The organism is Pedobacter sp. 01N416, assembly GCF_056399685.1.
In genome coordinates this window covers 1-9,721 of the sequence record NZ_JBFTRT010000219.1, presented here as the reverse complement: position 1 = coordinate 9,721, position 9,721 = coordinate 1, and the positions used below count along the sequence as shown (strand labels likewise).

The window sequence follows — 9,721 nt, the reverse complement described above, 5'->3', positions numbered from 1 at the left end:
GTGAAGAAATATGCAGGCTTTGTGCAGCCGAATGTAGCAAACACGATCATGAACATTGTAGACAATGCGCTGTTGCCTGCGAGGAATGTGCAGATGCCTGCCATGCCAATCACGAACCGATCCATCAGGATTAAAAAAAAGCGTCCCGATTTAAATCGGGACGCTTTTAAAAACTATTTTTTATCAGATCAATTACTGCGCTGGGAAGCTATAGTTATAAGAACCTTGCTCGCCAACACCAGAAATACTCACCATGTTGTTTCTGCCTAAAGGCAATGCTTTTTGGACATCGGCTACAGAATTTACAGGTTGGCCATTCACTTTAGTAATGATTAGCCCCTTTTCAACACCAATATTATCAAATGCTTTTCCTGTGGTTACAGACGTTACTACAACACCACTATTTATGCCATATTTCGATTTCTGGGCTTGAGTAGCAGGAGCAAAAGTTGCACCTAATTTCGAAACCTCAGCGCCTTTGCTTGTTGTATTTTTGGCTGTAAGGCCAACGCTGGCTTCTCCTTTTAAAGTTACGGTGTAATCCTTCAGTGCACCATCGCGTAACACCGTTAATTTAACTTTATCGCCTGGATTTAAACGACCAACTCTTTCCTGAAGATCAGGAGAATCGTTGATCACTACGCCATCAACTTTTTTGATTACATCACCTGATTTAATGCCTGCTGCTGCAGCACCGCCACCGGCAACTACATCATTCACATATAAACCGCTTATTTCGTTGGTTTTAATGCCTTCAGGTTTATCTTCTCCGCTTAATGGTACAAAGTTAACGCCAATATAACCACGTTTAACCGAGCCATATTTCATAAAATCATCAACAATTTTACGGGCAAGATTAACTGGAATTGCAAATCCATAACCTTGATTGTACCCGCTTTGCGATGCAATTGCCGAGTTAATACCTACCAATTCGCCATTTGCGTTTACAAGCGCACCACCGCTGTTGCCTGGGTTAATGGCTGCATCGGTTTGGATAAATGATTCGATACTGGTATTTGCCGGACGATCTGGTTTTTTACCCGTACGTTGGTATTCGCGATATTCCTCTTCAGTAATTTCGTTGCCTTGTTGCTCGCGACCAATAATACCAATACTACGGTTTTTTGCACTCACAATACCAGCTGTTACCGTAGTATTTAAATCTAACGGGAAACCAACCGCTAAAACCCATTCTCCAACCTGTACATTATCTGAGTTACCCATTTTTACAACAGGTAAGCCCGTTGCATTTACTTTAATCAAAGCTAAATCAGTATTCGGATCGCGGCCAATTACTTTTGCCTCAACTTTACGTCTGTCTGTTAAAACCACCTCTACCTTCTCTGCATTTTCTACCACGTGGTTATTGGTTACGATATAACCATCCTGACTGATAATTACACCAGAACCCGATGCTGCTCTAGGCTGACGTTGCATTTGACGACCACCGCCGCCACCGAAGAAATCTTCCATCATATCAAATGGGGACGAACTTTTACTGCCACCATTTTGTGCCGCATATGTTGTTTTAATATGGACCACACCTGGCGCAACTGCTGCTGCTGCCTGCGTAAAATCGGTTGCTCCTGCAGATGTCACTTTAAGTGGATTATTTGCGAAGTATAAATTCTGTTTTTCAGTAATGGTACTGCCAGTTTGGTTACGCTCAAATAGTTTGTAACCTCCAATTGCTGCTGCCCCACCTATAAAAGCAGCCAACACGGTAATTCCTAATATTTTTTTCATGTGTTTGTATATTGTTTTTTAATGGTCATGAAGCTATTAAAAGCTTAGCATTGCTTTAAAAACCGTTAGCTTTTAATGGTTTCATGYGTTTGTATATTGTATTTTTTAAAGCCATGATTTATTATAAGCTGATTTGCTAGCTAATTGTTTGGTTAGCTTATAATATTCATTTGTTAAATGTTATTATTTGCGAGAGCATTTTCACTTTGATTTAAGCAGAATGCTCAGGCAGTTTTTATCTGCCCATGAGTCCGTTAAAAAATATTGACAATCAATTAGTTGAACAACTATGCCATAGAAGATTTGGCATTGGTGCCGATGGATTAATGTTTATTACCAAACATGAGGATTATGATTTTGAGATGCATTACTTTAACGCTGATGGTAAGCTGGGCAGCATGTGTGGAAACGGTGGCAGATKCATTGTTGCCTTTGCCAAACAACTCGGAATCATCGATCGCGAAACAAACTTTTTGGCAGTAGATGGCCCACATTATGCCAGAATTTCAGAAAATGGCGAATGGGTTGATTTACAAATGATTGATGTAGATACCATTACCAAAGATGGCGAGGCATATGTATTGAATACTGGTTCGCCGCATTATGTTGCTATACAAAGCGGTTTAAAAGACTTTGATGTTTTTACTGAAGGGAAAAACATTCGCTACAATGGAACTTATGCAGAAAAAGGTATAAATGTAAACTTTGTAGAAGATAAAGGCGATCATTTATTTGTACGTACCTACGAGCGTGGTGTAGAAGATGAAACTTATGCCTGTGGTACTGGGGTAACAGCCGTAGCCATGGCCATGGCGAAACACAAAGACCAAACCGGTCATATTAAAACGGCCATTAAAGTTTTGGGTGGTGATATTAAAATAGAATTCGATTACGATGGTAAGGAATTTACCAATGTGTTTTTATGCGGCCCGGCCAAATTGGTTTTTGAGGGAGAAGTAGAGTAATCTTCTTTTTTAACCTCGTAGGTTTTAAAAACCTGCGAGGTTTGAATCCTATCTGAACACCTCGTGTAAAACAGACACTATCAATGTATTTTATTGCCTAAAATACGCAACATTTATTCTAAAAAACCGTATATTTCCTTTGGATTTAACAGCTTTTAACATCTGTCGCAAGATATTTACACACTGTTTTTTATGCCAAAAAATACGACAACACAATCTTTAACAGTACTTTAAAGGAAATCCGACAGGTTTTCAATCGAAAAATAAATCAATCGATTGATTAAATGACAGAATTCGGACAGATTTATTTTTTTTTAGGCTCTATTTTTGGGCATTTATTGGCGAAAATCGAAGTCCTATATTTTTTGACAACGCCCTTAATTCCGGAAATTTAAATTTAAACACACAGAAATACCCATGAGAAAAGTAACAACTCTCTTTTTTAGCGTGAGCATTGGTATGCTTCTAGCGTCCTGCGGAAATAACGATGCAGCTAAAAAAGCTGCCGCTGCAGCAGCAGCAGGTCCACAAGCTTACCCTGTTTTTACAGTAACCACACAAAATACAACATTAGATTCTGATTATCCAGCAACAATTGAAGGTATTCAAAACATTGATATCCGTCCGAAAGTTGATGGTTTTATCGAAAAAATATTGGTGGATGAAGGTGCTGTAGTTAAGAAAGGTCAATTGCTTTTCACCATTAATGCACCACAGTATGAGCAACAGGTTAGAACAGCAAGAGCAGCTATTAGCAGTGCCGAAGCTGATGTAAATGCTGCCCAGCTAACAGTAAACAAAACCAAACCCCTGGTAGAAAAAGATATTATTAGCAAATACGATCTGGATGCAGCGCAGCTAACGCTTCAGAGCAGGAAAGCTGCACTTGCACAAGCAAAAGCAGAATTGGTAAATGCACAGGTTAATTTAGGTTATACTTCGATTACCAGCCCTGTTGATGGCGTAGTTGGTAGTATCCCTTTCAGAAATGGAAGTTTAGTGAGCAGCAGCAGCACACAGCCGTTAACTACTGTATCCAATACTTCTAAGGTTTACGCCTATTTCTCATTAAACGAGAAACAGCTTTTAGATTTTTCTAATACCTATAAAGGCAATACGCTTGCACAGCAAATGAAAAACATTCCTGCGGTGAGCTTGGTTCTTGCCGATGGTTCAATTTATGCACAAAATGGCAAGATTGAATCCATCAACGGACAGATTAACACCAGCACTGGTTCGGCTAGTTTAAGGGCAACCTTCCCTAATCCGGTTTTCTTATTAAAAAATGGTGCTAGTGCATCGGTTAGAATTCCTCAACATGTTGAAAATGCAATTTTAGTCCCTCAAAAATCAACGATCGATTTACAGGGTAAGAAATTCGTTTACATTTTAGGCGATTCGGCTAAGGTGATCAATACCCAAATTGAAGTGATGGAATTGGCCAAAGGTAATTTCTACGTGGTTACCAAAGGACTTAAAGCTGGCGATAAAGTTATTTTAGAAGGCTTTCAATCGTTAAAAGACGGGACTAAAATTAAACCTGAGGTAAAAAACACCGATTCAGTTTATGCTGAAATAAAAAAATAACAATATAGTCAGTGCAATCACACTACATCAGTGTAATCCATATTAATTATGTTTAAGAAATTTATAGACAGGCCCGTTTTATCAACAGTTATATCCATTATAATTGTAATATTAGGTGTATTAGGCCTTGTAACTTTACCCATCTCTCAATACCCCGAAATTGCACCTCCAACCGTTCAGGTATCGGCTTCGTATCAGGGAGCAAATGCCGATGTGGTAATGAGTAGTGTTGTTGTTCCGCTGGAAGAGCAGATAAATGGTGTGGAAGACATGACTTACATGACTTCTAGTGCCAGTAATGATGGTACCGCAACCATTACCGTTAACTTTAAATTGGGCACAAATGCCGATTTAGCAGCGGTTAACGTACAGAATCGTGTAGCCAGGGCAACCAGTTTATTACCTGCAGAGGTAACCAGATCGGGTGTAATTACAGCAAAAAGACAGGCGAGTAACTTGCTTATTTTTGCCATTTACAGTGATGATCCATCATACGATCAGAAGTTTTTACAAAATTATGCCAACATTAACATCATCCCTGAAATTAAAAGGATTAGCGGTGTAGGTGATGCAAGTGCATTTGGTACTTTAGATTATACCATGCGTATCTGGCTTAAACCAGAAGTAATGGCTGTTTATGGTCTGGTACCGAATGATGTAAGTGTAGCCTTGGCAGAGCAAAACATTGAAGCTGCACCAGGTCAGTTTGGTGAGCAGGGAAATCAGGCTTTTCAATATACGTTAAAATATAGTGGCCGTTTAAAAACGGAAACTGAGTTTAGCGACATCATTATTAAGGCGGATGCAAACGGACAGATTCTTCGCCTAAAAGATGTGGCCAGGATAGAACTTGGTGCACAAAGTTATGCCAGTTATGTAAAGTTTAACGGCAAACCTGCTTTAGGTATTGCCATTAGTCAAACAGCGGGTTCGAATGCGAAAGAAGTAATCGAAAACTCGATCAAAACTTTAGATAAAGCAGCAACTTCTTTCCCTAAAGGTGTTCATTATGAAACCGTTGTTAACGTAAATAACTTCCTGGATGCCTCAATCGAAAAGGTAATCCACACCTTGATTGAAGCATTTATTTTGGTGTTCTTAGTGGTATTTATTTTCCTACAAGATTTCCGTTCAACTTTGATTCCGGCAATCAGTGTTCCGGTGGCTATTATCGGTACCTTTTTCTTCCTGAGTCTGTTCGGTTTTACCATCAACCTATTAACCTTATTTGCACTGGTACTGGCCATCGGTATTGTGGTGGATGATGCCATTGTAGTGGTGGAGGCCGTGCATGCCAAGCTCGATGCTGGTTACAAAGACCCGAAAAAGGCAACGAAAGATGCGATGGATGACATTAGTGGTGCGATTATTTCGATTACACTGGTAATGGCGGCAGTATTTATCCCGGTAAGTTTTATCCAGGGTTCGTCTGGTGTATTTTATAAACAATTCGGTTTAACACTGGCTATCGCGATTATTTTATCAGCGATCAACGCCTTAACATTAAGTCCGGCACTATGTGCGATGTTCTTAAAACCGCATGCAGAAGATCACGAAAAAAGTAAAAATTTCTTACAACGTTTTTATACTGCTTTCAATACTTCATTTGATGCCGTAACGCAAAAGTATAAACGCTCTGTTGGTTTCTTAGGCAAAAAAAGATGGCTTGCAGGTTTAGGAATTGCTGTTTTCGCAGTGGTGTTAGTGTGGATTATGAATACAACGCCTAAAGGTTTCGTGCCAAACGAAGATTTAGGAACAGTGTTCTCTGATATTTCATTGCCACCTTCTACTTCACAGGAAGAAACCGATAAAATTATTGTAAAAATTAATGATATTGTAAGTAAGGTGCCAGAAGTAGAGGCTACATTTAGGGTTGTTGGCCGAAGTTTGATCAGCGGATCGGGTAGTTCTTATGGGATGGTTATCGCAAGGCTTAAACCATGGGATAAACGTAAGCGTGATGTTAAAGCCATTATTGGTGAATTATTTGCAAAAGCATCCAGCATTAAAGGTGCGAAGGTAATTTTCTTTGCTCCGCCAACCATTCAGGGTTTTGGTACCGGCGGTGGTTTCGAGTTCCAGTTACAGGATAAAACCGGTGGCGATATCAAAAAATTCAACAAAGTGGGTAATGCATTTTTAGCCGCATTGAGTAAACGCCCTGAAATTCAATATGCATCAACCTCGTTCAACCCGAATTTCCCACAATATCAGATCGATGTAAATGTGGCAAAAGTGAAACAAGCTGGCTTAACGGTTAGCGATGTGTTGGGTGTTTTGCAGGGTTATTATGGTGGTGTTTATGCCTCAAACTTTAATAAATTCGGGAAACAGTACAGGGTAATGTACCAGGCAGATGCCAAATACCGTGCTAATCAGCAAAGTTTAACCAGTATTTATGTGCGTAATTCGAGCGGTACAATGGCTCCTATTTCTGAGTTTATCACTTTAGAAAAAGTTTACGGGCCACAGGCTATTTCACGTTTCAATTTGTATACCTCAATTGCAGTTACGGGTAACCCGAATGCGGGATTTAGTTCTGGTGATGCAATTAAGGCCATTCAGGAGGAAGCCGCAATTCACCTTCCAGCAGGTTATGGATATGAGTTCTCTGGTTTATCGCGTGAAGAGGTAAGCAGTGGAAGTCAGACGATTTTTATCTTTCTACTTTGCGTAGTCTTCGTGTATTTCCTGCTTTCAGCACAGTACGAAAGTTATATCTTACCATTGGCGGTATTGTTTTCGCTGCCAATTGGTTTAGCCGGGGTATTCATCTTTGATAAGATATTTGGTGTAGATAATAACATCTATACGCAGATTACCTTGATCATGCTTGTGGGGCTACTGGCAAAGAATGCCATTTTGATTGTAGAGTACGCGGTAGACAGGCGACGAAAGGGAATGAGTATTATTAACTCGGCTATTGATGGTGCAACTGCCCGTTTACGCCCGATCTTGATGACCTCTTTTGCTTTTATTCTGGGTTTATTGCCTTTAATGTTGTCATCAGGTGTTGGTGCAGCAGGTAATACTTCAATTGGTACCGGAGCTGTAGGCGGTATGTTAATCGGTACTATATTCGGCGTGTTTGTAATCCCGGCCTTGTTCATTGTTTTCCAAACCTTACAGGAAAAAATCAGTAGCAATTCTCCTTTTGAGGAAGGCATTGATCGCGAACAAACAGAAGAAGAGTACGAGTTAGCGGTTAACCGTCCACATTAATTTTAAAACCATGAAATTTAGATATAAACATTCCATTTTAATCGGTGTAGCCATCCTCAGCCTAAGCGCTTGTGTAACTAAAAAATACGAGCGCCCACAACTTAAGAACGAAGGTTTATACCGTGATAACAATAATACCGATACAACAACCATTGCTGATGTGCAATGGAAAACGTTGTTTTCAGACACCACTTTACAATCGCTGATCCAACAGGGGATAAATGAAAATTTAGACCTGAAACAGGCCATCGAGCGCATTAAAATTGCCGAAGCAACGCTTATACAAAGCCGAGGCGCATTATTGCCCAGCTTACAGGCCGATGTAAATGTAACCGACAATAAAGCTTCTGCAGCAGCACAGAATTTTCCGGCAGGGATTAACATTAACCTGGAAACCCAAACCTATAAAGCACAGTTGAGCACCAGCTGGGAAGCTGATATTTGGGGGAAATTAAGCAGTGCAAAGCGTGGTGCTTACGCTACTTTATTACAAAGTGATGCAGCAAAACGCGCTGTTCAAACACAGTTAATTGCTACCATTGCTAATAATTATTATGCTTTATTGGCCCTTGATAAACAATTGGCCATTACCGAGCAGACCATTAAGGTTAGAACTCAGGATGTTGAAACCATGAAAGCCTTAAAACAAGGTGCCGTAGTTAATGGCGCGGCTGTTGTACAGAGTGAAGCCAATTTATATGCAGCTCAGGTAACCTTGCCCGATTTAAAAAGAAGCATTAAAGAGGCTGAAAATGCGCTAAGCGTCTTGGTTGCTAAAGCACCAAATGCGATTAACCGCACAACTTTGGATCAACAGACCCCTTATGCTAATTTACAAACCGGCGTTTCTGCACAATTGTTAAAAAACCGTCCGGATGTGATAGCTGCTGAATTTGGTTTCAGATCGGCTTTCGAAAACACAAACGTAGCAAAAGCTTATTTTTATCCTGCTTTAACCATTACCGCAGCGGGTGGATTATCAAGCTTACAATTACAGGATTTCTTCAGCAAATCTATCTTCTATAATTTGGTGGGTGGTTTAACGCAGCCAATTTTTGCAAAAGGCGCAAACAAAGCACGCTTAAAAACAGCCGAAGCGAATCAACAGATTGCTTTTTACAACTTTCAACAAACACTGTTAACCGGTGGACAGGAAGTATCGAATGCTTTGTACGCCTATCAAACAGCTTCAGAAAAAGAAGAAACGAGGGCAAAACAAATTGCTTCATTAACCAAAGCAGTAGATTTTACCAAAGAATTGTTACGTTACAGTTCGGCAACAAACTATACTGACGTTTTAACTTCAGAACAAAGTTTATTAACAGCACAATTAAGTGGCATTAACGATCGATTACAAAAACTACAATCGGTGGTAAACCTATACCGCGCATTAGGCGGTGGCTGGAAATAAACAATAATTAACAAATTTTTAAGGCATTCTGATTTTCAGGATGCCTTTTTTGTTTAGGCCAATCCACAAATAGCATTACAATTTGGTCAATCGCGATAATAAAAACGAGCGTAAGCTAAGTCAAGCGCTCAATTATTTTTCAGAAAAATAATGTACGTTTGTTTCACTAAAACGCTAGCCACTAAATAGTTTATTTGTATTTTGGCTGCACCAAACAATTTTATGCGCTTCTCAAAACTGCTAGCCCTATTTGTCGGCTTATTTTTCTGCAATAATATATATGCTCAAACTTATGTAGTAACCAGTAATGCCGATAGCGGCCCTGGAACACTAAGAGAGGGGTTAACACAAGCGGCTATAGCCAATAGGATAACTACTTTTACCATTAACTTCAATTTGCCAGGCACGCCTAGCGACAATGCCAACCGTACCATTAGGTTACGTTCGGCATTACCTGTGGTTTCTTCAAATGTAGTAATCGATGGCACCTCGCAGGTTGCGTGGCCAGCACTTGGTGTTTCTGGCGCTAAAGTAATTTTGGAGCCTGAATATCCAAACACTACATTTTCGGGATTGGTTATCGGCCAGTCATCAACCACGCAGGTCCAAACTACTGGCGTTGAGGTTTATGGTTTATACATCCGTAATTTTGCTACGATCAATAACTTACAAAATGTAAATATGGCTCAAGGCTCGGGAATTGTAATCGATTATCGTGCAAATAATATTACCATTGGTGCTCCAAATAAAGGAAATGTTATTGGAGGGAACATTAACGGTATTATTG

General features: G+C 39.9%; 6 protein-coding genes and 1 pseudogene. 6 read left to right on the top strand and 1 reads right to left on the bottom strand.

Annotated elements, in window-relative coordinates; all coding sequences use genetic code 11:
- Positions 1 to 8 precede the first annotated feature (8 nt).
- Positions 9 to 134, top strand: coding sequence for a four-helix bundle copper-binding protein (locus AC1DND_RS13610; RefSeq protein WP_477582331.1), 126 nt, complete (start codon positions 9 to 11; stop codon positions 132 to 134).
- Between the two features lie 58 nt (positions 135 to 192).
- On the opposite strand, the gene AC1DND_RS13605 is transcribed toward AC1DND_RS13610, so the two are convergent.
- Entirely contained in the window at positions 193 to 1,746 is a 1,554-nt protein-coding gene (locus AC1DND_RS13605) for a trypsin-like peptidase domain-containing protein (RefSeq protein WP_477582330.1), read from the bottom strand.
- Positions 1,747 to 1,991: 245 nt separating this feature from the next.
- Between AC1DND_RS13605 and dapF the strand changes: the two genes are divergently transcribed.
- From dapF to AC1DND_RS13580, 5 genes and pseudogenes are all read left to right on the top strand, one after another.
- Complete coding sequence (gene dapF / locus AC1DND_RS13600; RefSeq protein WP_477582328.1) at positions 1,992 to 2,711, top strand: diaminopimelate epimerase; 720 nt, start codon at positions 1,992 to 1,994, stop codon at positions 2,709 to 2,711.
- 417 nt (positions 2,712 to 3,128) lie between these two features.
- Positions 3,129 to 4,298 (top strand): efflux RND transporter periplasmic adaptor subunit, encoded by a 1,170-nt coding sequence (locus tag AC1DND_RS13595; RefSeq protein ID WP_477582326.1) that lies wholly within the window; start codon positions 3,129 to 3,131, stop codon positions 4,296 to 4,298.
- Positions 4,299 to 4,346: 48 nt separating this feature from the next.
- The gene (locus AC1DND_RS13590) at positions 4,347 to 7,523 is read left to right on the top strand and encodes an efflux RND transporter permease subunit (protein WP_477582324.1); all 3,177 of its coding nucleotides are present in this window, start codon (positions 4,347 to 4,349) and stop codon (positions 7,521 to 7,523) included.
- Between the two features lie 10 nt (positions 7,524 to 7,533).
- Positions 7,534 to 8,934, top strand: coding sequence for an efflux transporter outer membrane subunit (locus AC1DND_RS13585; RefSeq protein WP_477582322.1), 1,401 nt, complete (start codon positions 7,534 to 7,536; stop codon positions 8,932 to 8,934).
- Positions 8,935 to 9,156: 222 nt separating this feature from the next.
- Positions 9,157 to 9,721: pseudogene (locus tag AC1DND_RS13580) on the top strand (gliding motility-associated C-terminal domain-containing protein); the annotation flags it as partial.